This window comes from Variovorax sp. CF079 (assembly GCF_900101545.1).
Classification (GTDB): domain Bacteria; phylum Pseudomonadota; class Gammaproteobacteria; order Burkholderiales; family Burkholderiaceae_C; genus Variovorax.
Genome location: NZ_FMZU01000028.1, coordinates 52,867 through 78,764, shown reverse-complemented (window position 1 = coordinate 78,764; position 25,898 = coordinate 52,867). Strand labels below are relative to the sequence as shown.

Here is a 25,898-nt window from a genome sequence, read left to right as displayed (position 1 = left end):
CGCTCAGCAACACCCGGGGGCCGCCATGAAATACCACCCATCGATACGTTGACCGGAACGCTTGACAAACAAGTCCTCATAGAAGCAGCCGCTCGACGCCGCTCTCGACCCCAAGCTGTCCTCTCAACTGTGCGACTTGGTACGCTGAAAGCGGCCGTTCGCCTTTGCTGTCCGTGCACCTGATCAGCGACTCAAGTGGTTCCTGCGAGAAGAAACAAGCCCGTGGCTTTCCGCCAGGCCGAGCCCGCAGCACCACCGGTAACGTCGCGGCCTGGCAAGGACGCGCGCCCGGCCTCCCGCATCGAGAAAGCGTAAGTCGCTTGCAGGAGAGCAAGAAGTGAACTAGAGTTCACTAATTGATGAACCTGGATTCACTTCTTCATGGCCTATCGCAAGACTGACAGCGTCGAGGCAAGGCTCGCGGACAACCGAATGCGCATCCTCGAAGCGGCGCGCTCGCTGGTAAGCGAGGGCGGCTGGCCCGAGGCTCAGGTGAGCCATGTCGCAGCGGCGGCGGGCCTGGCCACCGGGACCGTCTACCGCTACTTCCCCTCCAAGGCGGACCTGTTCGTCGAGGTGCTGTCCACGGTGTCCCAGCGCGAGGTCGATGTGCTTAAAGCCATTGCCAACGGCTCAGAGCCGGAGGGGCAGCGGCTGCATGCGGCCGTGAATGCCTTCGTCAGTCGGGCCATGCGCAATCGACGCCTGGCCTACGCCCTCATTGCCGAACCGTGCGACCCGGAGATTGACCAGGCGCGCCTTGTCTATCGGCATGCCATCAGCAAGCAAATCATGCGCATCGTGCGGGACGGCCAGGAGTCGGGCGCGTTCCGTGCGGACCTCGATGCCAACGTCGCCGCGACCGTGATTGTTGGTGGCTTCATGGAAGGACTCATCGGCCCGCTGTCGCCGCTCAACGCTGAGTTTGGAGCGGGCCCAGAGAATGCCGAGGCGGTCCGACACCTCGCCGGCGATATCGCTGACATCTGCTGCGCGGCGGTCGCGACGCGGGGCGGCTGGGTGTCGTCCCTTCGGCCCCGAGCAACCACCGCAAGGAGACAGGCATGAACGCACCCGCTTTGGCCACGCAGTTGCTGCCGAGCTCGACGACTTCGGACCGCTACGCCACGCACGTGGTGAGGAACCAGGCGCAACCGGCTTCCGGCTTCAATGCCTTCGATGGGGATGCCGTCCTCATGGCGGCGATTCAACGCGAAGCGCCCTGGGCCGCGTCCCGCTGCTCGGCGCTGGGGCGCCTCGTGGGCGACGAGGCGGTGCAGGAGCTTGCTCGCTTGGCGAACCGTCACCTGCCAGAACTCAAGACGCATGACCGCTACGGGAACCGCATCGATTGGGTCGAGTTCCATCCCTCGTGGCATGAGCTGATGGGCTTGGCGTGGAGGCACGAAGTGCATTCGCTGGCATGGAACGCGCCAGGACCGCAACCGCACTTCGCGCGGGCCGTGCTGTCGCTGCTTTGGAACCAGGTCGAGCACGGTACGGGATGCCCCACAGGAATGGCGTACGCCGCGTATGCCGGCTTCGAGCATGAGCCCGCGCTCAGGATTTGGGCTGAGAAGGTTCGCGGCACGCAATACGAGTTCAGCCGTCGCGAGGTCGCGGACAAGCCTGCGGTCGTGATCGGCTATGCCATGACCGAGAAGCAGGGCGGTTCGGACCTGCGCCAGACCCAAACCACGGCGATCTTCTCGCACTCCGCGGACTACCACGGTGCCACTGCCCACTGGTACGAGCTGACGGGGCACAAGTGGTTCTGCTCGGTGCCGCAGTCCGATGGGTTCTTCACACTGGCCAAGGTGGACGGTGCGGTAACGTGCTTCTTCCTGCCTCGCACGCTCCCCGATGGAAGCTACAACCGCTTCTTCATCCAGCGGCTCAAAGACAAGGCCGGCAACAAGTCCAACGCGTCCAGCGAAATCGAATACAGCGGCAGCCTCGCCATCCGCGTCGGCGCAGAGGGCGGCGGGATTCGCGCAATCCTCTCTCACGCCCACTTCACCCGACTGGACTTCGCCGTGGGTTCTGCAGGGCTTATGCGGCAGGCGCTGACCCTGACCCTGAACCACACTTCGACGCGCAGCGGCTTCGGCTCGCCACTTACGCGGCGCCCGATGATGGCCAATGTCCTCGCCGACATGGCCATCGAGGTGGAGGCGACGACCCTGCTCGCCTTGCGCGTGGCCAAGGCGACCGACCATATCGGCCGTGATGCCCAGCAGACCGCATTCGCGCGCGTCGCGACGCCGATCGCCAAGTTCTTCAGCTGCTCACGGGCTCCGGCGATTGCCTACGAGGCGTTGCAATGCCACGGCGGCAACGGATTCGTCGAAGAGAACCCAGTGGCCCGCCTGTACCGCGAGGCGCCGTTGAACAGCGTGTGGGAAGGCACGGCCAACATGATGTGCATGGATGTGCGACGCGCCATGCTCAAAGACCCGAACTGCCGGGCGGCGGTGATGGCGGAGTTGGAAGCCGTGCGCGGCGAGAGCCGGCAATTCGACGCCTTTGTCGATGGTCTGCAGGCCTTGCTGGACAAGGCGATGGAGGATGAGTTCCTCGCGCGGGCGGCGAGCGAGGCACTCGCCCGTGCGATACAGGGCGCGGAACTGCTGCGTCACTCGACCGATGAAGTCATCGACGGCTTCCTTGTAACCCGTCTGGCTGGGTCAGGACACGGCTGGGGAACGCTCTTCGGAACGATGGGATCCGCCGTCTCGCGGACGCAAGCGGATGCCATTGTCGATCGCGCGCACGTCATACGCTGAGAACCAACGGCCTCGATAACGCGGCCCCCGCTGCGCCGGCCCAGATGGGCCATGATGATTTCGCTTGCTGGCCTGCACCACAGCAGTCGTTGGCGAAGGGCCGTTCATGGCCGTTCAACAACCTTGGCGGAGGTCAGCTTCTCTTGATGCCGAAGGACTGCAACGGGCCCATTCCAGCCCGCCAGCGGACATCATGATTGCCGGAAAGCGGTCGTCGGCTGCGCCAGCCAACCCGCGACCGGGTCGTGCGGCCTGGCAACCGGAAAATTCAATCTATGGTGAAAAACCCGCCCGAAAATTCAAAGTGTGGTGAACAGCGGGTTCAATGTAGCGTGCGGAACCGGCGCCTAACACCTTGATGCGCAAACGGTCGGCGGAACCATCATGGGCGCCGATCGACACTAATGTCGGTTTTCAACTTACTGTCGGTTTTCAACTCACTTGGAATTTTTTGCAGCCTAGATGGAACTGGCGGCGCGAAGCCAGGGCCGGGAACAGCAGCGGGCGCACGGCGGCCGGCCCCGCGGCCTGACAGGCGGGTTCTTGCGCCGGCCAGGGAGGGCGACACTGGGCCCGCTGGATAGGATGGGAATAGGCGCCAGGCCGGTGCCAGGCACGGGCACGGGCGGCGGAGCCGGGCAGGGCAGAATGTGTGCGACAGCCGGAAAGGGGCCCAGGAGCAGTCGCTTGGCCTTGCGCCCCAACATCTCGCACCAGTCAGGCGACACCGGGTGCCAATCCAATCAAGGCCTCAGCAGCCTTCAACTGCTACCAGAGAGTCAACAGCCGCAGGCTGCCGCAGTGCCAGCAGTGGCGCGTATTCGGGTGAAGCGAACCAGTCGCGGATGTGCTGCATGGAAGGGAATTCAATCACCACCAGTCGGCTCGGCGTCCAATCGCCCTCCAGCACTTCAAGAGCGCCGCCACGCACGATGAAACGCCTCCGAACTTCTGAATGATGGGCAAGACCTGCGCCTTGTATCTGTCATAGGTCTCATGATCGTGAATTTCGGTCTGCGCGATGAGGTATGCGGTCACGGCGTTCTCCTTCGTCTGCAGTCATGATGCCGGATTGCCAACGCACGCACCAGATGTCGTGCCGGACCTATCCTTCCGAAACTTCTTCAACGCACTGATTTGGGCTTCGTGACAGAAGGCAGAACGCGACCACAAGCCGACGTTGACCGGAGCCCGGAAACAGCAGGAAGATGCGTAGCCTGACGGCGGACTTCCCGCACGAGCGTCTTTAACACGCGCCGGTTTTGGCGTCCGATCTGGACAACCATGAGTCAGTCAGAGAGGAGCCATAGATGCATCCGCCCGGCGCATCTTGAGGAGCATTGGATGATCTCAACGCGCTTCACAAGAATGCTCGACATCCGCCACCCGGTGGTGCTAGCTGGCCTCGGCGGCGTCGGACGTGCCGAGTTGGCCGCTGCGGTCTCCAACGCGGGGGGTCTCGGGATGCTCGGGATGATCCGCATGTCACCAGATTTCATACGGGACCAGATCCGCAGGACGCGCGCCCTGACCAGCCGCCCTTTTGGGGTCAACCTTGTCCCACCATGCGCTCCAGCGCCCGGTGGCGCTGAAGCCCAGTTTGAGGTCTGCCTCGAGGAGCGCGTACCGGTCTTATCGCTTTTCTGGTGTGATGCCGCCCCATTCGTGAGTCGGTGCCATGCTGCTGGAATCATTGTGATCCTTCAGGTCGGGTCGGCAGGAGAAGCCAGAAACGCTGCGGTGGCAGACGTCGACGTGATCGTGGCTCAAGGGATCGAGGCAGGCGGACACGTCCGCGGGCAGTGGGGCTGCTGGCCTTGCTGCCAACGGTCGTCGAGGCAGTCGCACCCAGGCCGGTCCTCGCAGCAGGCGGAATTGCGAACGGCCGCGGCCTTGCTGCGGCGCTTTCGCTCGGGGCCGAAGGCGTCTGGATCGGCACCCGCTTCGTCGCCAGTGACGAATGCGCCGCGCACCCCGAATACAAGCGGCGGCTGCTCGAGGCTCGGGAGACAGACGCTGTCTACAGTGACATCCCGCGCGTTCCATGGCCCACCCGCGTTCCGCATCGCCTGCTCAAAAGCCCGCTCACCGAAGGTCGCTCGCCACCCTCCAGACCGATTGCGAGAAACCTACTCGGTGACAAGTCCGTCGACGTGCTCCCATTCGCAAGCGCGCCTCCGACGATCGAAACGGTGGGTCGTACGGAACTCATGCCCAACTATGCAGGTCAGGGGGTGGGCCTCATCCACGAAATCCTTCCCGCAGCGGCAATCGTGGAGCAAGTAGTCTCCGAAGCCCATCACACGATCCGCAGATTGCCGGAGCTGCTGACATGAGAGGGAACACTCGATGCTCAGCGATCCACGGTCCGCTACTCACGTAGCCCAATCCCGCGTTCGAGGGCTAGACGTCGCACACACGGTCGCAAATGGATCTCGTGGAACGCGAGCTTGTAACGTCAGGCGATGGGTCTGATGCTCTCGGCCCCGATCCGTTCGGCACATCGACGAGGCGCCGGATGGACGGCTCTTGGTCTTCGGGTTCAAGAGCGCGCGGACCAAACCGAGATCGGCACCACCCAGCGCCGAGGAGAAGATCGCTCTCTTCGACTTGCCAAGCGGAGCTTGCCGTACGAGCCATTCGACCATCGTTGATCTGCAACGAGCCGGGGCGCCCGAAGGTAGCACGCTGCCGGCGGCAGTCGGCCAGGAGTGGTCATCGGTATCCGTCCCAATGTCGCAGGAAGTACCTGAGATCGGCTGATACCAGCACTCGGTCTCTCGACGCTCAGCGCCGAGGGGCAAGTCGGCCGAGGATAAGGCGACCGCCGCCTCGACCGAAACTAGCCCTAGCCCAAGTGATCAGCCCCGTCGCGAAGCAACTCACTCGCTGTGTCGATCATCCGCGCGACCACGTCGGCTGCCTTGGGAATATCGTGGATCAAGGCTGCTGCTTCGCCCGCAATCACCGCCGCGATCTCGAAGTCCCCAGCTGCCCGTGCCGCGGCGTAGCGCGGACCTTCCTGATCGATCGAGCGCATCAAGTCCAATTCGCGGCCGGCCCAGCGCTCCAGATGGGCGTTCCGCAAGCATCGCCCGGTGAATGGAGCGGGCCAGACATTCCTGCGGGAGATGTCAAACACGACGCTGCGCATGCTGTCGTCGCCGCCAGCTCCGACGATGCGTTGCTTGGCTGCCTGGAACCCGGCAGCTTCGACCGTTGCATAGAAGCGCGTGCCCAGCGCGACGCCGGCCGCGCCAAGCATCAGGCATGCCGCCAGCCCGCGTCCGTCGCCAATACCGCCCGCGGCGACCACCGGCACGCGCGGGCCGCACAAGTCTGCCACGGCCGGCACAAGCGTCAATGTGCCGCGGCTGACACCGTGACCGCCAGCCTCCGCGCCCTGCGCGACGAGGATGTCGGCGCCGGCATCGAGGCAGGCTTTCGCCATCGCCTCCGTCTGCACCTGGCATATCAGCTTCGCTCCCGCCGCCCTGATTCGCGTTGCGAAAATTGCCGGGTCGCCGAAAGACAGCCATATCGCGCCCGCTCCATGATCGAGTGCAATATCCAATAGCTCCGGCTTGCGCGCGAGGCTCCAGGTGATGAAGCCGGCACCGAATGGAAGACCCCGCTCGCGGGCCGGCCCGGCCAGTTCGGTGAGTTCCCGCCTCAGCCATGCTTCGTCGCCATATCCGCCACCCAAGAAGCCGAAGCCGCCCGCTTCGGCGACCGCCAGCGTCAGCCGTGCGTCGGCCACGATGTCCATCGGCGCCAACAGGATCGGATGCTTGACGCCAAGCATCGCGTTGAGCGTGGTTCGCAGTGCCATGACGAGCTCTCCGGAGGGTGATGAGGGAAGCATCACTTTCGGCTTTGGCTCGCATCTTGAACAGCAAATATTTAAGATGCCTGCGTTCAGCAATCCAGATGGGAGCAGTCATGGACTCGACCGCGCTCGCAACCTTTCTGGCCGTCGCCCGGCAGGGCTCCGTCACGGGCGCTTCACTCGAACTGCATACCGTTCAGTCGAACGTCACCTTGCGCATGAAACAGCTTGAGGCCGACTTCGATGTCCCCCTGTTCGTGCGGCACAGCCGTGGCGTGACGCTCACGCCAGCCGGCGCGCGGCTGCTGATCTACGCGGAGCGCCTTCAGGCACTCGCGGCCGAAGCCCGCGCCGCGGTATCCGACACCGGAGTGGTAAAGGGCAGCCTCCGCATCGGATCCATGGAGACGACCGCCGCGGTGCGGCTGCCCGGTTTGCTGGCCGGTTTCTACAAGGCCTATCCCGAGGTGCAGATAGAGGTGCGCACCGGGCCTACCGCCGAGTTGCTGGAGCACGTCCTGGCCCATCGCCTGGACGGTGCATTGGTCGCGGGGCCGATCAATCACCCGGATCTCGTCACTCGACGGGCGTTTCGCGAAGAGCTGGTGTTGGTCACCGCGCTCGGCACTGACACCATGAGCGAGCGACTCGCACAGGGTGGATTGACGGTCATCACATTTCGCCAAGGCTGCTCCTATCGGCAGCGTCTGGACGCAGAATTCATCAACCGCGGATGGGTGCCCTATCGACGGCTCGAAATGGGCACCGTGGAGGGAATCTTGGGCTGCGTCGGTGGCAATGTCGGTGTGACGGTGCTGCCGCGCAGCGTCGTCGAGACCAGCCAGGCGCGGGGCGCGCTTCGCATCGAGCCGTTTGTGCCGGAACCTCTCTTTGTCGAAACCCTGTTCGTGCGGCGCAGCGCGATCCCCGCGGGCACAACGATGTCGGCGTTCGAGCAGCGGTTGGGTGCGACCGAGCTGGTGACTGCGGCGACGATCTGATCGCGGAGGTGAGCGTCGGCTTTGGAGACAAGCGATTCTCCGCTATGGGCCCATTCCAGCCCGCCAGCGGACATCATGATTGCCGGAAAGCGGTCGTCGGCAGCGCCAGCCAACCCGCGACCGGGTCGTGCGGCCTGGCAACCGGAAAATTCAATCTATGGTGAAAAACCCGCCCGAAAATTCAAAGTGTGGTGAACAGCGGGTTCAATGTAGCGTGCGGAACCGGCGCCTAACACCTTGATGCGCAAACGGTCGGCGGAACCATCATGGGCGCCGATCGACAACTGCAGCAAAACCGAGAGCGTGAAAATCGCGGACTTCGGCAATTCGCGGGATGAGCTGCAACGGCACGCGCTTCAGCTCGAACATCTGCTGCACCATGTGCCTCACCCTCTCTTCGGCCAGATCGACCTTGAACATGTTGACCAGCGCCTCGATGTCGACGAAGTCTCGCGCGCGCTCGTTTCCCAACCCCTTGCGTTTGATGATGTCTGCGTACTCCGGCATCTGCTGGCAGATGGCCCGAATCTTCTCGCTGACAATCATGGCCGGCGAGTAGACGTAGATGCGATAGCCAAGGAGCTCGTGTTCCTGCTTGCCTTCGGTGTACTCATGCCGGCTGATGTCGACTGTGAACCTCGTCCCCTCGCCGAGCTTGACGGCCTCTCTGCGCATCTGCGCCAGATCGCGTTCAAGCGCGCCGGCTCGCTCGAGCGAAATGAGTTTGAACTCGACGAGATAGCCTCCCCAGAAGGCAGCGAGGTCGTCAGGCATCTTGCCCGGTCGCTGATTCATGCGGATATCGAATGCCAGGTAGCCGAGTTCTCGTTCGAACGTGGACTGCAGCGCACGCTCGACTTGCTTCTGCGCCTTCACAAAGTCCAGGTCGCGCGCCGTCGAGAAATCGAGGTCTGCCGACGCTCGGCTGTTGACCTGAAGAACCACGTCCATGGCGTTCCCGCCCTTCAGGACAAGTTGCTCCAGGAGTTCGTCGTCCGAGAACATGGCTGCGATGGCTACGCGCTTGATCTGCTCAAGGCTGTCGCCGCTGGCCGTCTTTGCCGTCTTGCCACGAATCATTCGACGATGGTACTGCCGCGCCCAACCGCAGGCGCCTTTGAGCTCTGCTTCGATCTGGACTGGGTGACAAGTTTGATGTCGACCGCACCTCGTATCTCCCAACTACCAAGAACGGTAGTTGCCCCCTCGTGTCGCCTCGGCTGAACATGATCTGTTCCAACGCTGAAGGGATATGCGCATGAAAACGCTCCTTATCGACAACTACGACTCCTTCACCTACAACCTCTATCAGTACCTCTGCGCCTGCAACGCCGAGCCGCCCCTCGTCGTGCGCAACGACGAGATGACCTGGGACAAGGTGGAAGGCCTCGCATTCGACAACATCGTGATCTCGCCGGGCCCCGGCCGGCCGCAGCGGGCCGAGGACGTCGGAATATCTGCCGACGCGCTGCGCTGCTCGTCGAAGCCCGTGCTCGGCGTGTGCCTGGGCCACCAGGCCATCGCCCACCACTGCGGCGCAGTGGTCGATCTCGCGATGAGACCGATGCATGGCCGCATTGACCGCATCTCCCATGCCCAACGCGATCTGTTCCGGGGCATTCCGGATCGCTTCCAAGCGGTGCGCGCTACCACTCCCTCGCTGTGACGCATCTGCCGCAATCGCTCGAACCCCTCGCCTGGACCTCGGACGGCACCTTGATGGCGCTGCGTCACGTCTCTCTTCCCTGGTGGGGCGTACAGTTCCACCCGGAATCGATCTGCACGGAGTTCGGCGCCAGGCTCCTGCGCAATTTTCGGGAGCTCACCGAGGAGTGGCGCGCGGGCCGTCCCCTGAAAAACACCTTTGGAAGCTTCGGGGAGCCGGATCAGGCCACCAGCGAGCCGCAGCGCCACTTGCATGCGGAGTACGTGGAGACGCAAGTCGAAGCACAGGCTCTCTTTGAGCTCGCCTTGGCGACCGCCGAGTGCTCGTTCTGGCTCGACAGCAGCCTCACGCCCCCTGGACAGGCACGTTTCTCGTTCATGGGCGATGCGAAAGGCCCACTCGCCGAAGTCGTGAGCTACCGCAGCGCCACGCAGGAGCTCGTGATCCGGCGCGCAGACAAGGTGCAGACGCGTTCGCAGAGCATCCTGGACTACCTGCGCGAACAGATTCCCAGCAACGCAACGAAGTCATGGCCGGACTCGATGGGTTTCAGTTCGCAACGACCGCGATCCCCCGGAACTGCCCCGCCTGCACCCCCGCCGCCGGCCTCGGGTAGCGCCCTGGCGCGAAGCGGTGCATCAGCTCGGCCTCGCGGGCGCGCGCCAACGCGAGGTTGGCCAGCTTCACGTGGCCGAAACCGCGGATCGTCATGGGAACGGCGGCGATCTGCGCCGCGAGCTTCTGGTTGTCCGTGGACAGTTCGGCCAGCAACTCGTCGAGTCGCGCATCGAACTGTTCGATCAGCAAGCGCTCGAGCCGGCGTTCGGCCGTGTAGCCGAACAGATCGAAGGCTGTTCCGCGCAAACGCTTGCCATGGGCCAGCCACCTCATGGCGGGCAGCATCCAGCCGCCGAGGCGGATCTTCGCCGGCGGCTGTCCGTTCCTCGGCCGCGACAGGAACGGCGGGGCCATGTGGAATTCCAGCTTGACGTCGCCTTCGAACTGCTGCGCGAGCTTCTCGCGGAAATTGCCGTCGCTGTACAGGCGCGCGACCTCGTACTCGTCCTTGTAGCTCATGAGCTTGAGCAGGCTGCGTGCAGCGTTGCGACTGAAAGGCACGGATGGATCGCCCCCCGCCAGCGCCGCCTCGCGCTGCTGCACGCCGCGCACGCGCGCCTCGAAACGACCCGCCCAGGCCCCGTTCTGATAGCCGGTGAGATGGCTGCGGCCGCGCGCGATCAGCACCTCCAGCGATTCATCCTGCGTCTCGGTCGAGGCGGTGCTGCGCAGTCCTTCGATCGCCTGCGGCGCGCCCGCGGCCAGCCGGCCCAGCGAGAAGGCCATCTGGTTGGATGCGATGGCGACACCGTTGAGCTCGATCGCGCGCGTCAGCGCCTCCAGGCTCAGCGGTATCAGGCCGCGCTGCCAGGCGTAGCCGGTCGCGAGGATGTTCGACGCCAGCGTGTCACCGAGGAATTCCTCCGCGAGCGTCTGCGCATCGAAGGTCTCGACCTGTTCGCTGCCGGCGACGAAGCGCATCTTCTCGAGCAGCAGCTCCACCTTGAGGTCGGCATCCGGGTTGCGCAGCGATTCGGCTACCGGGATCTCGTGCGTGTTCGCGAGGATGCGGGTGCGGCCATGGCGCACGGTCTGTAGTGCGTCGGGCGAGGCTCCCACCACGATGTCGCAGGCCAGGATCGCGTCGGCCTGTTGGGTGTCGATGCGCACCTGGTTCAATCGCTCGGGCACATCGGCGAGGCGCACGAAGCTCAGCACCGCCCCGCCCTTCTGGGCGAAGCCCATGAAGTCCAGCACGCTGGCCGATTTGCCTTCGAGATGCGCGGCCATCGCGACCACCGCACCGACGGTCACCACGCCGGTGCCGCCGACGCCGGTGACGAGCAGGTCGTAGGGCGCGTCCCAGGTTCGCTGCGCAGGCCGTGGCAATGCGGCCACGTGTCGCAGGAAGGCATCGCGGCCCGCGGCCAGCGTCCCGCTCTTCTTGCGCAACGCCCCGCCAGTCACGCCAACGAAGCTCGGGCAGAAGCCCTTGGCGCACGAATAGTCCTTGTTGCAGCTGGTCTGGTCGATCTTGCGCTTGCGCCCAAGGTCGGTTTCGTGCGGCAGCACCGCCACGCAGTTGCTCTGCACGGTGCAGTCGCCGCAGCCCTCGCAGACGGCCTCGTTGATGAAGAGGCGCTTGGCAGGATCGACCATCTCGCCCTTCTTGCGGCGGCGGCGCTTCTCGGCCGCGCAGGTCTGTTCGTAGATCAGCACGGTGACGCCGGGCAGCTCGCGCAGTCGGCGCTGTACCGCGTCGAGCTCGCTGCGGTCGTGGAACTCGGTGCCGGCCGGGAATTTGCCCTTGATCTGCGCGTACTTGTCGATCGCGTCGCTGACGACGACGACCTGCTTCACGCCTTCCGATTCCACCTGCCGCGCGATGGCATCGACACTGATGACGCCATCGACCGGTTGCCCGCCGGTCATCGCGACCGCGTCGTTGAAGAGGATCTTGTAGGTGAGCGTCGCCTTGGCCGCGACCGCCTGCCGGATCGCGAGGTAGCCCGAGTGATAGTAGGTGCCGTCGCCGAGGTTCTGGAACACGTGCGGCGTGCGCGTGAACATCGAGTGCGAGACCCAGTCGACGCCTTCGCCGCCCATCTGGATCAGGCCCGCCGTGCTGCGGTCCATCCAGTTGGCCATGAAGTGGCAGCCGATGCCAGCGCGTGCGGTCGAGCCTTCGGGCACCTTGGTGCTGGTGTTGTGCGGGCAACCGGCACAGAAGTAAGGCAGGCGCTTGACGCTGTCGCCACCGTTGCTCAGCAGTTCGGGCGGCGTGAAGTCGCGCACATGCTGGAAGTGGTCGCCCAACTCGGCGTTATCCGGGAAGTGCTCCGACAGCCAATGGGCCACCAGCTCGATCAGCCGCGAAGGCCGAAGCTCGCCGAGCGCCGACACCAGTGGCCGGCCGTCGCGATCGTGCTTGCCCACCAGTGCCGGCCGCGCATCGGCCGGTGCGTTGTAGAACAGCTCGCGCAACTGGCTCTCGACGATTGCGCCCTTCTCCTCGACGATCAGGATCTCGTCCAGGCCTTGTGCGAACGCCCGGATGCGCGTGGGCTCGATCGGAAAGCTCAGGCCCACCTTGTAGAGGCGCACGCCCACGCGAGTCAGGCTCTCCGGCGTCACCTCGAGACGGCGCAGCACCTCCATCAGGTCGTAGTGCGCCTTGCCGCAGGTCACGATGCCGACCTTCGCATGCGGGCTCTCGATCACCTGGCGGTCGATGCTGTTCACGCGCGCAAAGGCGGCCACCGCCTGCAGCTTGTCGGCCAGGCGCGACTCGATGCGCAGCGACGGCAAGTCGGGCCAGCGATAGTGCAGCCCGTCGGGCGGCGCGACGTGACCGGTGGCCGCGCGAACTGCGTCGGCATCGGCCCAGGCGGCGACGCGGGACTCGACCAGGTCGAGGTCCACCGTGCCCGCGCTCTCGACCACTTCGGACAGGGCCGCCATGCCGACCCACGCGCCGGAGAAACGCGACAGCTCGTAGCCGTACAGGCCGAACTCCAGGTACTCGGCCACGCAGGCCGGCTGCACGATCGGCATGCTCCACGCCACGAAGGCGTGGTCGCTCTGGTGCGGCATCGACGAGGAAACGCAGCCGTGGTCGTCGCCGGCGACCACCAGCACGCCGCCATGCGGCGACGAGCCATAGGCATTGCCGTGCTTGAGCGCATCGCCGCCGCGGTCCACGCCCGGGCCCTTGCCGTACCACATCGCAAACACGCCCTCGACGGTGCGCTCGGGGTCCGACTCCACGCGCTGCGTGCCCAGCACCTGCGTGGCCGCCAATTCCTCGTTGATCGCGGGTACGAAGCGGATGCCTGCGTCCTTGAAGCCCGGCCCGGCCTTCCAGATCGCCTGGTCGACCATGCCCAGTGGCGAGCCGCGGTAGCCGCTCACGAAGCCCTGGGTGTTCAACCCTCGGGCCGCATCGCGCCAGCGCTGCATCAGGAGCAAGCGCACCAGGGCTTGCGTGCCGGTCAGGAAGACGGCGCCCGAGCGCGCCCAGAGGCTGTCTGAAAGCTGGTAGTCCGGGCGCTGCAGCGCAGGGGTCGTCGTGATCAAGTGCATTGGAGGATTGTTCTTCGCCATTCGGAGGAATATCCTCTGCAATGCACCGGAACCGACCCTAGTTCTGAGAAATTTATTCTCCTCACCCTCCATGAACGACGTTTTCATTCCTCTTGACAACCACTCGCTCCAGATCCTGCTCGAGCTGCAGCGCGACGCGCGCCAGACGGTGCAGCAGATTGCGGACAAGGTCGGGCTTTCGTCCACGCCCTGCTGGCGCCGCATCAAGGAGATGGAAGCTTCCGGCGTGATCCGCGGCTACACGGTCGTCGTCGATCGCGAGAAGGTCGGCCTCAACCTCGCGGCCGTGACCGAGGTCAACCTCGACCGGCACAGCGAATCGAAGGTGCGCGATTTCGAGAAGGCGGTGGAAGCGAGCCCGCAGATCGTGCGCTGCGTCTCGGCGACAGGTCCGGCCGACTACATCCTCACCGTGCTGGTGCCCGACATCAAGCACTACGAGAAATTCCTGCACACCACCTTGTTCGAGCAGGCCGGCGTCACGCACGTGCGTTCGGCAATCGTGCTGAGGGAAGTGAAGTCCGAAGGAAGCCTGCCGGTCGACCTCGGGCCGACCAAGAGGGCGCGCGCCTGAGCGGCGACGGATTCGGTACGCTCTTCATCGTGGACTCAGCCCGATGAGTGCCGTGCCCGGCCCCTAGGCTGCACCGGGTGGGTCGAACCGGCGCGCCTTGAATCTCAAGGTTTCACTTGGCATCATGGATTTTGAAACTTCTCATTCTTGATGAGGAATGATGAAACTCCATGGCCGCCAAGACGCAAAGCGGCGCATGGGAAAGTCCGAATTCCTCGAGAAGGACCTCATCCCCGCTGCACAGAACGCGGGCTACCTCACGACGTACTTGAATCTGTGGGACGCGGACGCAGCCTACCGGAGCGCTCGTCGCCGCCTTGCAGCGCACGCTCGAGCTCAAGGGCTTCGCGGGTCGACCACTTTCGCAAGGGCGATCGGCAACTCACCGGCTTGCTTGAGCGTGGTGTCGGTTCGCAAGTGGCTCATCGGCAGGGGCTGAAACGCACGGGCTTGTCGGCGCCACGCACGGTCACGCCGCGACCGCATGTCCGATGCGGATCACTTCAGCGCCGCGGCGCTGCACAGGCAGTGGTCCACGCACTGGCTCCCTATCCGACCGACAAGATCGTGACCGTGCTCTGGAATCGCAATCTGCTGCAAGTGCTTCTGTCCAACCCGCCGTCGTAGCGAGTGACAAGCCAGGGCTTGTCCCGCGGATGCGATTGCTTCAAGAGGTTCACGACGCCTGCATGCCTCCTCGAGGCGGTACGCCGGCCGGCTAGGCGCACCTGTGCTGGCCGGCCAGCCCTGCACCAGCAGCCAGCAGCCAGCTCCGCTCGCGATCCTGCTCGCGCATGAGCAAGAGCATCTGCTGCGCCAGCGCCGCGACAGCCTCAGGCGTCTCCGCCACAGCTCCCAAGGTAGCTCGACGAGACGCTGCCCTGCTGCCTCCCCGCCTCATTCCATGCTTCTCTCTCGATCGGCCGAGCGGGAATTGCGTGGTTCCATCCGCTCCTGCGGCCAGCGCCCTCATCAGAGCTCCCGAGAAACCCCGTCATGCTGCGCGAGCCAAGGCCGGAAACCTGCGTCCAGAGATACAAGGCAGGCATTTGCGCGCAGAAATCACGCACCAATCACCGGTTTCCGTGATTCCCAGAATTGCATCTGCATGTAACAGTTCGCGCCCAAACGAAGCCGCGCCGACGCCCCTCGCAGGGTCCGCATCCCGCACTTGGCACCGGCTTCGCAACGGACCCGAACCATGCCCATTGCCGAGCGCCGGCGCCGCCTGCCGCGACAGACACAAAAAACACATCTGCTGACACTGCTCTTGCTGGCGACGGCCTTGCCGGCCCAGGCACAGATCGACCCGAACGCCCTGGACCGCCAAAACCAGCTCATCGAGCGCCAGCAGCAGGAGCGGCTGCGCCAGGAACAGGAGCGCGCCCTGCCGCAGCGGCCGCCGCCGGGCGGCACCGACCTGAGAACGATCGAGCCGAAAGTGTCGGTGCCCGACATCGGCGCCCCGTGCCGCGACATCCGCGAGATCCGCATCGGCGGCGCGAGCCGGCTGCCCGAGGACGTCGGCAACGCCATCACGCGCGACTACGCGCGCCGCTGCCTCGGCGCGGCCGAGCTCGAAGCCATTCTGGCGGCGCTCACGAAGAGCTACATTGACCGCGGCTTCATCACGACGCGCGCCTACCTGCCCGCGCAGGATCTGCGCAGCGGCGTACTCGAGATCGCCGTGGTGGAAGGCCGCATCGAGCGCTTCGAGTTGCAGCAGACCGGCCGCAGCGCCGGCGCGGTGTCGATCCCCGGCGCCTTCCCGGCGCACCCCGGGGACCTGCTGAACCTGCGCGACCTGGAGCAAGGCATCGACCAGCTCAACAGCCTGTCCTCGAACGAGGCCACGCTGGACCTCCAGCCCGGCAGCCAGCCCGGCCAGAGCGTGGTGGTGGTGCGCAACAAGGCGCGGCTGCCGGTGCATCTCTTCACCACCTACGACAACACGGGCACGCCCGCCACGGGCGAGAAGAGCGCTTCGGCCACCCTCAGCCTCGACAGCCTGCTGGGCCTGAACGAGCTGATCGCGATCACGCGCCGCCAGTCGGTGCCGCACGACCGCGAGCACAACTCCGGCATGACGGCGCTGCGCGCCTCGGTGCCCTTCGGCTACAGCAGCTTCAGCGTCGATGCGAGCGAAAGCGACTACACCAACACACTCGTGCTTCCCAGCGGCAGGAAGCTCGCTTCCGAAGGGCGCACCGCCACGCAGAGCCTCGGCGTCGACCGCGTGGTCTATCGCGACCAGGCGAGCCGCGTGTCGATGTCGGCCAAGCTCACGGCGCAGGACAGCCGCAACTTCCTGGGCGGCGAGTTCCTCTCGGTGAGCAGCCGCAAGCTGAGCACGCTCGACCTCGGCACCGCCGCCTTCACGCAGCTGGCCGGCGGCGTGCTGAACGCCCGCCTCGGCTTCGTGCGGGGACTGACGATCCTGGGCGCGCTCGAGGACCCGGCGGGGCTCTCGGACAAGCTGCCGCACGCGCAGTTCAGCAAGTTCACGCTCGACCTGGGCTACAGCCGCCGCTTCGACATCGGCGGCCAGCCGCTCCTGTGGTCGAGCCAGTTCAGCGGGCAGCGCAGCCGCGACACGCTCTACGGCTCGCAGCAGATCCTGGTGGGCGGCATCGCCTCGGTGCGCGGCTCGCTGCTCAACACCCTGAGCGGCGACAGCGGCTACTACTGGCGCAACGAGATCGCCCTGCCCTGGCAGACCGTGGCAGGCGGCGAGACGCTGTCGGGCCGCGTCTATGTCGGCTACGACTTCGGCCGCGTGAGCAACCACGCCGACGGCGTGCCCTCGGGCTCGATGTCGGGCGCCACCCTCGGCGCCTCCCTGCTGTGGCGCGGACTGAGCGTGGACCTGTTCGCCTCGCGCGCCCTCCACCTGCCCGCCTCCATGACGCGCGAATCGACCCGGGTCGGCGTGCGCCTCTCCTATTCGCTCTGAACCCGCGCTGAAAGGCCTCTCATGAACCACATCTATCGTGTCGTCTGGAATGCCGCCTTCGGCAGCTGGGTCGCCGTCGCCGAAACCGCACGCGGGCGCGGCAAGAGCAGCAGGCGTTCGCGCCTCGCCGTCGCGACGGCGCTCGCGGCCGCGCTGTCGACCGCGCAGGCCCAGGTGCCCTCCGCCGTGCTCGCCCCCGGTGGCCAGGCCAGCGCCTACGTCTCACCCAACGGCACAACGGTGGTCAACATCAACGCCGCGAACGCGGCGGGGCTGTCGCACAACCGCTACCAGCAGTTCAACGTGAACGCGAATGGCCTGGTGCTCAACAACACGACGAGCACGCAGCAGATCAACTACCAGTCGCAGCTCGCCGGCCAGGTGCTGGCGAACTTCAACATGGTCAGCCCGGCCAGCGTGATCCTCAATGAGGTGGTGAGCAACAACCGCAGCACGCTGGCCGGCTTCACCGAGGTGCTGGGCAACAAGGCCGACGTGGTGCTGGCCAACCCCTACGGCATCACCTGCTCGGGCTGCGGCTTCATCAACACCGACCGGGTGACGCTCTCGACCGGCGTGCCCTTCTTCACCGCGAACGGCGCGCTCGGCGGCTTCAACGTCAACCAGGGCGACATCCTGGTCACGGGCAACGGCCTGAACGCCACGGCACAGCAGGTGCTGGACCTGGTGACGCGCTCGGTGCGGCTCGAGGCCAACGTCAACGCGAAGGACCTGGGCATCTTCACCGGCCCGAACCAGTGGGACTACGGCACGCGCGCCATCACCGGCAGCGCCGATGCGCTGGGCAGCGCGCCGAGCTACGCGATCGACAGCTCGGTGCTCGGCGGCATGTATGCGAACCGCATCCGCCTGATGGCCACCGAAGCCGGCGTGGGCGTGCGCATGCTGGGCGATGCGGCGGCCAGCGCGGAGGACTTCACGCTCTCGGCGGCCGGCCGCGTCGAGCTGCGCAACCGCCTGTCGGCGCAGCGCGACGTGCTGGTGGCGAGCAGCAGCGCCGATGCCACAGCCATTGCGCTGGCCGATGCAACCCTGACCGCCGCCCGCGATGTCCGGGTGGCCGCGACGCAGGGCGGCCTGGCGCTCGAACGCGCGGCGCTGATCGCCGGCAACGACCTCCAGGCGAGCGCGACCCGCATCGACGCGGGGCAAGGCTCGCGCCTGCAGTCGGCACGGGCCATGGAGGCCAGCGCCACCGCGGGCGACCTCGCCCTCGGCGCGGCGGCCGTGCGGGCGGGAGGCGACCTGCGCCTTGCCGCCGCCGGCGTGCTGTCGACCGCGAGCGGCGACGGCCAGGGCGTGCAGAGCATCGGCGGGCAACTCGCCATCGATGCGGCGAAGGGCATCACCAACGCCGGCACGATCACGGCCGACCAGGGCAGCGTCACGCTGCGCGCGGGGGACGTCATCGCCAACAGCGGCCAGATCAACGCGGGCCAGAACCTCGACATCGCCGACGCCGCGGGCGGCGCAACCCAGGCGATCGACAACCGCGGCACCCTGCTGGCGGGCCAGTCGATGACGACGCGCGCCGCGGCGATCGACAACAGCGCATGGATGCAGGCCGGCGGCGCCAACACGATCGCCGCCGCGAGCCTGCACAACAGCGGCAAGGTGATCGCGGTGACGGGCACCGCCACCCTGCATGTGGCAGACACGCTCACCAACACCGGCAGCGTGCGCGCCGCCCAGGACATCGTCGTCGCCGGCCGCGACGGCGCGGCCGTGCAAGGGCTGGCCAACAGCGGCGACCTGCTCGCCGGCCACGCCATGGACGTGAACGCTGTCGCGCTCGACAACCAGGCGGGCGGCTGGATCCAGGCGGCCACCGGCTCCGTCATCCGCGCCGGCTCGCTCGACAACACGGGAACCTGGCTGCTGTCGCAACAGGCCGGCGCGACGGATCGCATTGAGATCGGCGGCACCCTGCTCAACAGCGGCGTCGTGCAGTCCGCCGGCGATGTCACGATCTCGGCCGGCGTACTCGACAACCGCCATGCCATCGCAGCCGCCGGGGACCTCGGCGCCACCACCTCAGGTGCCATTCAGAACGCCAACGGCGCCGTGCTGCAGGCAGGCAAGACGCTCTCGCTCACGAGCGGCGGCGCCCTCGGCAACGCCGCCGGCGGCACGCTCAGCGGCGCCAACGTCGCGTTGAGCTCGGCGCAAGGCCTGGACAATGCCGGCGTCGTGGATGCCACCAACGGCAGCGCCGTCGTGCGCGCGGACGGCACCATCGCCAACAGCGGAACGATCCACGCCGGGACCTCGCTGGACATCGCCGACAGCAACGGCGGCGCAACCGAGACGCTCGACAACAGCGGGAATCTGCTCTCGGACGGCACCCTCACCCTCGCGGCCGGCACGACGAAGAACCAATCCAACGGGTGGATCCAGGCTGCTGGTGGCAGCCGGGTCGATGCAGGGTCGCTCGACAATGCGGGCGTCTGGCTGCTGTCCACGCAAAGCGGCGCGGCACCGAGCCAAGTGAACGTGGCGGGCCTGCTGACCAACCGCGGCACGCTGCAGGCGCAGGAGGATGCCACCTTCAGCGCGAACCGCCTCGACAACCAGGCGACGGCGCTGCTGCGCACCGGCGGCCGCTTGCAGGCCGACATCAGCGCGGCCGATGGTCTGAGCAACGCCGGCACGATGCAGGCCGGCAGCACCCTCGGCATCGCGGGCACCGGCAGCAAGCTCGCCAATGCAGGCCTCATGCTGGGCGACAAGCTGGCGATTTCGGTCGGCGAGATCACGAACACCGGCACGATCCAGGGCGGCAGCAGTGCGGACTCCAGCGTCGCGGCCACGGGCAGCGTGAACAACCAGGCCGGCGCGACGATCACCCTCGCCACCACGATCACCCTCGCCACCACGAACACCGGCGGCGGCACGCTGTCCGGCCAGAGCATCGTCAATGCAGGCATGCTGCAGTCGCTGGGCGCGCTCACGCTCCGCATCGGCAGCGGCGGGCTCACGACCCAGGTGGACGGCACGGCAGGCCACGGCGACATCGTGGCCAACGGCGCGCTGACGCTGCAGGCCCTCGGCGCCAACAGCTTCACGGCCACCGTCTACGGCACGCTGCAAAGCGGCGGCCTGCTGAGCGTGAACGGCGACTTGAATTCCACGCTGGCGCTCAACGGCAACGCGCTCGGCGATTCGATCGCCGTGAACATCGGCAAGGTGAGCATCGGTGCGCAGGCCGCGATGGTGTCGCAGTACACGCTCGACCTCGATGCCTCGACGCTTTCCCTGGCGGTTCAGGGAACAGGCGCGAGCGCCAAGACCGGCCGCATCCTCAGCGCGCTGGACGCGAGCCGCCAAGGCAAGGGCACGATCCGGGTCTCGAATGCCTTCGCCAACGACGGCCTGCTGTTCTCGGCCCACGACCTCGACGTGCAGGCGCCTTCGATCGCGGTCGGCGCGACCGGCGCGATCTCGGCGCTGAAGGACCTGAAGGTGCATGCCAACGGCGGCGCGCTCGACCTCACGGCCGCCACACCCGATGCACAGGCAGGCAACCTGAACAACGCGGGCCTGCTGTACGCGGGCCACATGCTCACCGCCCAGGCCAACGGCACGCTCACCAACACGGGCGACATCAACAGCGACGACAGCCTCTCGCTGCGCGCGAACACACTGCTCAACGGCCGCATCATCAACGCCACCAACGACATCACGATCGTGGCGGCCACCCTGAAGAACGAGATCCCGGGACTTCAGCGCATCACCACGCGGGGGCCTGACAGCGCGCACACCGAAATCGCTTCGCGCGACGACTACCACGACGGGGCCGCGGATGGTGGCAACAAGGACGTGGCCACGCTGTACCAGTACAGCTACACCACCACGCAGTCCTATTCGCAGGATCTGCCGGAGGTCGTCCCGCAGATCACGGCCGGACGCAACATGCGGCTGGCCTTTCACGAAGGCAGCAACATCGGCGGCACCATCTATGCCGGTGCGAGCATGAACCTGCAGGGCTTCTCCCACGACCCTGCGCAGACGGACGGCGCCCTGCATGCCGGCCTCGGCATCGCGGACGACGCGGGCCACGGCTTCCAGCTCACCGGCGCGACTTTCACCAACGACAACCTGGCGCTCACGACGACCCCGCACATCGTTCGCTATTCGCTCACGACGAAGTACGTTCTGCTCGGCCCCGATACCGAGTACGAAAATCGCCTGTGCGACCGCAACGGCACGTGGGACGCGGTCTGCTACACCAGCGGCTACGAAGACAGCCCGCAGACGCCGACCGCCAACAACGTGCTCAAGGCGGGCCTCTACACCGCAAGCCTGCGCGGCTCGGGCTTCAGCCTCATCAACAACGGTTCCACGGCGCAGGACGTGGGCAGCGACCAGGACCTCAACGGCGTGCGCGAAGCCGCGGCACCCGCCTCGACGGGGGCGTCGCGCACGGCCGCGCGAGGCGGGCTGCCAGACAGTGCCGTCAGCCAGGGGCCGAGCCTCGCCGTCGCCGGAATCGGCGCCACGGGCTTCGGCGGCAGCACGAGCGCGCGCCCGCTGCCGGCCATGTCCTTCCTGGACGCCAACGCCGCCAACGGCGTGAAGGGGACCTCCTTCGGCGGCATCAACATCGCGCTGCCGACCAATCCGAACGGCTACTTCGTGACCGTGCAGTCGCCGGGCGCCAGGTACCTCGTGGAGACCAATCCGCTCTACCTGACGGGCACCGCCGCCGTCGGGTCGGACTACCTGACCCGGCTGCTGGGCTACGACGCGGACAAGCTGTCGATGCGCCTGGGCGACGCCAGCTACGAAGCCTGGCTGGTCAAGCAGCAGCTCATCCAGCAGACGGGCAGCGCGGTGCTCGCAAGCTACCAGGGCGCGGACGCGCAGATGAAGGGGCTGATGGAGAGCGCCGCCAGCCAGAGCCAGTCGCTGGGCCTGGTCTACGGCAAGGCGCTCACGCCCGCGCAGCAGGCCGCGCTCAAGCAGGACATCGTGTGGATGGTGCAGACCGAGATCGACGGCAAGGCCGTGCTCGCGCCGGTGGTCTACCTCGCGCAGAGCACGAAGAACAAGATCGCCAGCGGCGCCGTGATCTCGGCGCAGGACGCCGATCTCAGCCTCACTTCGCTGACCAACACCGGCGGCACCATCGTGGGCGGCCGCTCGCTCGTGATCGCGTCGGCGGGCGACATCACCAACCTGTCGGGCCTGATCAAGGGCGGCAACGTCAGCCTCAGCTCCACGCAGGGCAGCATCGTCAACAAGACGGCCAGCGAAGGCGGTGGCGGCGAACACTTCTACAGCACCGTGCTCGGCAAGACGTCGGGCATCGAGTCCACCGGCACCCTGTCGCTGGACGCAAAGAAGGACATCACCAATCTCGGCGCCACCCTGAATGCCGGCACCGACGCCAGCCTCAAGGCCGGCGGCAACGTGACTTTCGACACCATCGAGAAGACGGACACGAGCAGCACCTTCTCGAACATCCAGGTCAAGCACGGCAGCGGCACCAAAGACACCACCACGACGAGCGTCACCCAGGTGAAGTCCGGCCTCACCGTCGGCGGCAACCTGGCGGTGCAGGCCGGCAACGACATCACGCTGGCCGGCACCGACGCCAAGGTCGGCGGCAACGCCGAGCTCCAGGCCGGCAACAACCTGAACATCATCGCGCGCGAGAACACGACGACGACGCACACCGAGAGCAAGGCGAGCGGCTTCGGCATGAACAACTCGCTGTACGGCACCACGAAGACGACCAGCGATTCGCTGTCGGTGCGCAACGTGGGCAGCAGCTTCGACGTCGGCGGGAACGCCAGCCTCGCAGCGAAGAACGACATCACGATCCAGGGCTCGAACGTCGACGTCAAGGGCGACGGCAAGATCAGCGCGACCAACGTCAACGTGCTCGCGGGCCGCAACTACGACGAGACCCACACCACGACCAAGAACACGGGCGCGATGCAGGTCGGCGCCTCCGGCAAGGGCTCGGCCAGCGCCAATTCGGCGTCGAAGGCCGGCTCGGGGCGCGGACTCGCCAATGCCTCGGCCGAGGCGTCGGCCGGCGCGGGCGGCAAGGGAGCCGCCGGCCTGGCCTTCAGTTCGACCACCACCACGACCACCGACACCACCGACCTGCGCCATGTCGGCTCGAACCTGAACTTCGGCGGCAACCTCGCGGTGGACGCGTCGAAGGACCTCACGCTGCAGGGCTCGACCGTCAACGCCGGCGGCAACGCGACGGTGAACGCGCAGAACGTGAACCTGCTCGCCGCGGAGGACAAGAAGACCTCCAGCACCAGCACGACCACCACCAAGGTCGGGCTGATGGCCAGCACCGACAACAAGGCCCAATCGGGCGCGGGCGTCAGCGCCTCGGCCGCCGGCGGCAAGGGCAACCCGAACGCGGGTGCCGACGCCAACGCCGGCGCCTCGGCCACGAGCGAGAACCACGTCGATGTCTTCCAGCAGACGAAGAGCACCACGCGCACGCTCGACACCACGCACCAGGGCTCGGCCATCAACGCCAAGGGCAACCTGGACGTCACCGCGCGCGACAACCTGACGCTCGAGGGTTCGACCATGAGCACGGGCAAGGACATGAGCCTCGCGGCGACGGACATGAGCTTCAAGGCGGTGAACGACGTGCACCAGGTGTCGACCACCAGCAGCAGCACCACCGCGGGCTTCTACGCATCGGGCAAGGCGCAGGCCGGCGCGAGCGCCGATGCCGGCGTGGGCCTCGGTGCCAAGGCCGGCGCCCAGGCCAATGCCTCGGCCTCGGGCGAAGTGGGCCTGTACGGATCGAACACGAGCGCGAGCTCCGTCGAAGGGTCGACCACCGCCGTGACCTCGGGGCTTTCGGCGGGCAACAACATCACGCGCAAGGCGACCAACAGCATCACCGACGTGGGCACGCGCATCGAAGGCGGCGGCAACCTCGTCCAGACGGCGAAGACCATCACCAGCCTGGCGGCCGCCGACACCACCTACGCCTCCTCGGAAAGCACGAGCCACACTGCCAAGGTGGGCGCCTACGGCGAGGCCTCGGCCAGCGTCTCGGCGGAGGGCCAGGTCGGGCCGGGCGCCAGCAAGCAGTCGATGAACGTCGGCGTCGGCGGCGGCGTGAAGGCGAGCTACGAGTATGGGAACGAGGCCTCGCAATCCGCCAGCAGCACGGCAGTGGTCTCCACGATCCGGATGGGTGGCAGCGTGAACAGCAGCTCCAGCGGCAAGACCACGCTGGAAGGCACGCAGATCGACGCGAAGAAGGACGTCACGTTGGAGGCCGCCTCGCTCGACTACAAGGCGGCGCAGAACACGAGCAGCAGCAGTTCCAGCAAGACGAGCGCCGGCGGCTCGGTGAAGGCGGACATCGCGAACAAGGGCGGCAGCGCCGAAGTCAACTACCAGGGCGAGAAGAGCAAGGAGAGCGCCAGCACGGCGGTGACCGGCGGCATCGCGAGCGGCGGCAACCTCACGATCAAGACGCAGGGCGACACGCGCCTGGAAGGCACCAACCTCGCCGCCGGGGGCGCAGCCACCGTGGATGCGGGCGGCAAGCTCGACTTCGCAGCCGCGAAGAACACCGCCTCCTCCAGCAGCCAGGAGGTAGGTGTGGCGGCGGGCGTCAGCGCGACCAAGAAGGGCGGCAGCGCCAACGTGGACCTGAGCGTCGGCAAGTCGAGCAGCAGTCTCGACCAGGATGTGGCCGGCAGCATCTCGAGTGGCAGCGGGCCGCTGACGCTGCGCAGCGGCGGCGACGCGAGCTTCACCGGGACGGCCATCGCCAGCACGGCCGGCGACGTGTCGGTTGCCGCCGGCGGCAACCTGGCCATGAACGCGGCGCGCACCATCGCGACCAGCGAATCGCTCAGCGTCGACGTCTCGGCGGCGGGTGGCGGCGGCAACAAGGAGAAGGTCACGGGCAATGGCACCTTCATCGGAAGCACGGCGTCCGGCAAGGGCACCGCCGTCAATCACCGCAGCGGACAGGCGTCGCTCGGCGTCGGCTCGTCCAAGTCCGCCAGCAACATCGCCACGGCCGGCAGCATCGCGAGCGGCGGGAAGATCAGCCTGTCCTCGGGCGGCAACACCTCGCTCGAAGGCACCCAGGTCGCGGCGGCCAACGGCGTGGCGGTCGACACCGGCGGCAGCTTCGAGACCAAGGCGGCCGTCAGCACCAGCAGCTCGCAGGTGGTGGGCTTCTCGGCCTCGGCCTCCGGATCGAGCATGACGCCCTCCAACAAGACGGGCGCCAAGACGAATCCTCCGGCCGGGACGCCCGCGCCGGCCCCGGCCCCGGCCCCGGCCCCGGCAACGACAACCCTGCCCGGTACCAGCAAGCCACCGGCGACGCCACCTCCCGCGACGCCCGGTACCAGCAAGCCGCCGGCGGTTCCCCCTCCTCCCACGCCCGGCAGCAGCGGCAAGCCGCCGGCCGTGCCACCGCCGCCGACGCCCACGGCGGCAGGAAGCACACCGGCCGCGCCCGCCGCGAAGCCTCCTGCCTCCCCCTACGAGCAGCAGAAGGGCGGCGGCATGGCGAACGTCTACGTGGACAAGCAGAAGAACACCACCGTGCAGAACACCACGATCAGCGGCGGCGCGGGCGGCATCGTGATCAACCAGGGCAAGTCCACACCCAGCGCGCAGAAGATCAGCGCCAGCGTGCCGCTGCCCGCTGCGATGCCGCCGGGCAAGACGGCCCAGGCCCTGACCAGCGACGGCAAGCCGCTGCCGAGCTGGCTGAAGTTCGACCCGAAGACCGGCGCCTTCCAGGGCAAGCCGCCGGCCGATTTCAAGGGCGAGCTCAAGGTCAATGTCAGCGTGCCGCAGGCCGACGGCACGACCAAGACGGTGCCGATGCGCTTCTCCGGCCAGTGACATGGCTATTGTTGAGAGAATCGATACCCGCCCTGCCGCCGG

The 25,898-nt window shown here is 66.7% G+C and carries 11 protein-coding genes and 2 pseudogenes; 9 read left to right on the top strand and 4 right to left on the bottom strand.

Features of this window, described 5'->3' with window-relative positions; all coding sequences use genetic code 11:
- The first annotated feature begins 381 nt into the window (after positions 1–381).
- Positions 382–1,068, top strand: coding sequence for a TetR/AcrR family transcriptional regulator (locus BLS74_RS29880; protein ID WP_093111002.1), 687 nt, complete (start codon positions 382–384; stop codon positions 1,066–1,068).
- Positions 1,065–2,786 (top strand): acyl-CoA dehydrogenase family protein, encoded by a 1,722-nt coding sequence (locus BLS74_RS29875; protein ID WP_093111000.1) that lies wholly within the window; start codon positions 1,065–1,067, stop codon positions 2,784–2,786. Before BLS74_RS29880 ends, BLS74_RS29875 begins: the two co-directional genes overlap by 4 nt.
- A 751-nt stretch (positions 2,787–3,537) precedes the next feature.
- On the opposite strand, the pseudogene BLS74_RS29870 reads toward BLS74_RS29875, so the two are convergent.
- Positions 3,538–3,824, bottom strand: a pseudogene (locus BLS74_RS29870) (DUF1330 domain-containing protein).
- Positions 3,825–4,459: 635 nt separating this feature from the next.
- On the opposite strand from BLS74_RS29870, the gene BLS74_RS34665 reads away from it, so the two are divergent.
- The gene (locus tag BLS74_RS34665) at positions 4,460–5,122 is read left to right on the top strand and encodes an NAD(P)H-dependent flavin oxidoreductase (protein ID WP_280142683.1); all 663 of its coding nucleotides are present in this window, start codon (positions 4,460–4,462) and stop codon (positions 5,120–5,122) included.
- 512 nt (positions 5,123–5,634) lie between these two features.
- Here BLS74_RS34665 and BLS74_RS29855 read toward each other — a convergent pair.
- Positions 5,635–6,618 carry an NAD(P)H-dependent flavin oxidoreductase gene (locus BLS74_RS29855; RefSeq protein ID WP_093110996.1) on the bottom strand — a complete coding sequence of 328 codons (984 nt, stop codon included), beginning with the start codon at positions 6,616–6,618 and terminating at the stop codon, positions 5,635–5,637.
- A 110-nt stretch (positions 6,619–6,728) separates the two neighbouring features.
- Between BLS74_RS29855 and BLS74_RS29850 the strand changes: the two genes are divergently transcribed.
- Positions 6,729–7,616 carry a LysR substrate-binding domain-containing protein gene (locus BLS74_RS29850; RefSeq protein ID WP_093110994.1) on the top strand — a complete coding sequence of 296 codons (888 nt, stop codon included), beginning with the start codon at positions 6,729–6,731 and terminating at the stop codon, positions 7,614–7,616.
- Between the two features lie 264 nt (positions 7,617–7,880).
- Here the strand turns inward: BLS74_RS29850 and BLS74_RS29845 are convergent, their stop codons facing one another.
- Complete coding sequence (locus BLS74_RS29845; RefSeq protein ID WP_093110992.1) at positions 7,881–8,696, bottom strand: nucleotidyl transferase AbiEii/AbiGii toxin family protein; 816 nt, start codon at positions 8,694–8,696, stop codon at positions 7,881–7,883.
- Between the two features lie 178 nt (positions 8,697–8,874).
- Here BLS74_RS29845 and BLS74_RS29840 point away from each other — a divergent pair, with 178 nt between their 5' ends.
- Both BLS74_RS29840 and BLS74_RS35605 read left to right on the top strand, forming a co-directional pair.
- Positions 8,875–9,282: an anthranilate synthase component II gene (locus BLS74_RS29840; RefSeq protein ID WP_280142682.1), complete on the top strand. Its 408-nt coding sequence runs from the start codon at positions 8,875–8,877 to the stop codon at positions 9,280–9,282.
- A pseudogene (locus BLS74_RS35605) lies at positions 9,279–9,371 on the top strand (hypothetical protein); the annotation flags it as partial. The gene BLS74_RS29840 and the pseudogene BLS74_RS35605, both read left to right, overlap by 4 nt.
- A 460-nt stretch (positions 9,372–9,831) precedes the next feature.
- On the opposite strand, the gene BLS74_RS29835 reads toward BLS74_RS35605, so the two are convergent.
- Positions 9,832–13,422, bottom strand: a complete 3,591-nt coding sequence (locus BLS74_RS29835) for an indolepyruvate ferredoxin oxidoreductase family protein (protein ID WP_093110990.1) — start codon at positions 13,420–13,422, stop codon at positions 9,832–9,834.
- Between the two features lie 91 nt (positions 13,423–13,513).
- On the opposite strand from BLS74_RS29835, the gene BLS74_RS29830 reads away from it, so the two are divergent.
- From BLS74_RS29830 to BLS74_RS29820, 3 genes are all read left to right on the top strand, one after another.
- Entirely contained in the window at positions 13,514–14,017 is a 504-nt protein-coding gene (locus tag BLS74_RS29830; protein WP_093110988.1) for an Lrp/AsnC family transcriptional regulator, read from the top strand.
- A gap of 1,201 nt (positions 14,018–15,218) precedes the next feature.
- Positions 15,219–16,970: a ShlB/FhaC/HecB family hemolysin secretion/activation protein gene (locus tag BLS74_RS29825; protein WP_244504080.1), complete on the top strand. Its 1,752-nt coding sequence runs from the start codon at positions 15,219–15,221 to the stop codon at positions 16,968–16,970.
- Positions 16,971–16,991: 21 nt separating this feature from the next.
- Positions 16,992–25,856, top strand: coding sequence for a hemagglutinin repeat-containing protein (locus BLS74_RS29820; RefSeq protein WP_093110986.1), 8,865 nt, complete (start codon positions 16,992–16,994; stop codon positions 25,854–25,856).
- Positions 25,857–25,898 lie beyond the last annotated feature (42 nt).

Excerpts from the sequence above, each read along its gene's own strand:
- BLS74_RS29825 (WP_244504080.1), top strand. The coding sequence starts at position 15,219 with ATGCCCATTGCCGAGCGCCGGCGCCGCCTGCCGCGACAGACACAAAAA.
- BLS74_RS29845 (WP_093110992.1), bottom strand. The coding sequence starts at position 8,696 with ATGATTCGTGGCAAGACGGCAAAGACGGCCAGCGGCGACAGCCTTGAG.
- BLS74_RS29840 (WP_280142682.1), top strand. The coding sequence starts at position 8,875 with ATGAAAACGCTCCTTATCGACAACTACGACTCCTTCACCTACAACCTC.
- BLS74_RS29855 (WP_093110996.1), bottom strand. The coding sequence starts at position 6,618 with ATGGCACTGCGAACCACGCTCAACGCGATGCTTGGCGTCAAGCATCCG.
- BLS74_RS29820 (WP_093110986.1), top strand. The coding sequence starts at position 16,992 with ATGAACCACATCTATCGTGTCGTCTGGAATGCCGCCTTCGGCAGCTGG.
- BLS74_RS29850 (WP_093110994.1), top strand. The coding sequence starts at position 6,729 with ATGGACTCGACCGCGCTCGCAACCTTTCTGGCCGTCGCCCGGCAGGGC.
- BLS74_RS29875 (WP_093111000.1), top strand. The coding sequence starts at position 1,065 with ATGAACGCACCCGCTTTGGCCACGCAGTTGCTGCCGAGCTCGACGACT.
- BLS74_RS29835 (WP_093110990.1), bottom strand. The coding sequence starts at position 13,422 with ATGCACTTGATCACGACGACCCCTGCGCTGCAGCGCCCGGACTACCAG.
- BLS74_RS29880 (WP_093111002.1), top strand. The coding sequence starts at position 382 with ATGGCCTATCGCAAGACTGACAGCGTCGAGGCAAGGCTCGCGGACAAC.
- BLS74_RS29830 (WP_093110988.1), top strand. The coding sequence starts at position 13,514 with ATGAACGACGTTTTCATTCCTCTTGACAACCACTCGCTCCAGATCCTG.